The following is a 1,300-nucleotide window of genomic DNA, read 5'->3' on the forward strand; positions in this document are numbered from 1 at the left end:
GTTAGCCTACTTTTTGAACCACCACCTAAATTTTAAGTCATTTTTCTCTGTACACGACAAAAAACAAAAAAGCTGACTAAGGACAAGGCATAATAGTAATTTTTCTGACGAACCACACTATGCCAAACCTTAATCAGCTCATAAATATATTATCGCAAAACCTAACCATGAACAAGGCAAGATTGACGTGTTTAGCCTTAATTACTCTAGCGATAATACAAGTACAAAGTAGTAACCTCAAACAAATAGCAAGAGGATTTGTCAAAGGTAGGACAAACAGTAATTACAGACGGCTACAACGCTTCTTTGCACAAGTTGACATAGACCAAGACCAGTTAGCCAAATTCATCTATCAACTCTTTGACTTAGACGAAGTCATCATCAGCATAGACAGAACCAACTGGAAATGGGGTAAAAAGAACATTAACATCTTTTTGCTCAGCGTTGTTCATCAAGGAATCGCTATTCCCTTATACTGGACCCTACTTGATAAAAAAGGTAACAGCAATAGTAATGAGAGATGTGAGCTCATACAAAAGTTCATCAACACCTTTGGCGCAGACAAAATACAGTATGTATTAGCCGATAGAGAGTTTGTTGGCAAAGAGTGGTTTCAATGGCTAAATAAAGAGCAAATAAAGTTTTGCATTCGCATCAAACACAACACCCTAGTAGCCAATCATCAGGGCAAATTGGTACAAATAAAGACATTGTTACGTCATCTATCCCCTCATGAAACGTTTATGTTAGCCAGAGCTGTTCCCGTATATGGCGTTAAAGTTCGTCTATTTGCAAAGCGTGATGCTGACAACGATTATGTCATCATAGCGACCAACAATTTAGATCATACGGATGCTATGGCTCTTTATAGCAGACGCTGGGAGATTGAAACCTTGTTTTCTTGTTTTAAAGGACGAGGGTTTAATCTTGAAGATACGCATCTTACACAGTTGGATCGGGTGAGTAAGTTAGTGGCGGTTTGTGCGCTAGCATTTTGTTGGTCATATCGCATTGGGATTAAAACTGTACAGCAACACCCTAAAAGACGAAAGCTTAAGAAACATGGTCGACCCCAGCAAAGTTTGTTTGCTATTGGTTTGGATGTTTTGATTGATGGTTTGCGTGAGTATTTCTTTGCTGGCAATCGACGTGTGTTTGAGGTTCTAATAAGTTATTTGTCTCCTAGTCCACGACCTTTGAGACTTTGAGCATTTTTGTCGTGTACAGGATAAGAGGTGACATTAAGGTATGACGCATGGCGCATTGCCGCTGAACCTGCAAAACCATTGTCACTATAGGC

1 protein-coding gene is annotated in these 1,300 nt (G+C 39.4%); it reads left to right on the forward strand.

What is annotated here, in order from left to right:
* Positions 1–119 precede the first annotated feature (119 nt).
* The gene (locus JMY02_RS13545; RefSeq protein WP_201595829.1) at positions 120–1,208 is read left to right on the forward strand and encodes an IS4 family transposase; all 1,089 of its coding nucleotides are present in this window, start codon (positions 120–122) and stop codon (positions 1,206–1,208) included.
* Positions 1,209–1,300 lie beyond the last annotated feature (92 nt).

Origin of the sequence: Psychrobacter vallis (assembly GCF_904846715.1) — a bacterium.
Lineage (GTDB): Bacteria > Pseudomonadota > Gammaproteobacteria > Pseudomonadales > Moraxellaceae > Psychrobacter > Psychrobacter vallis.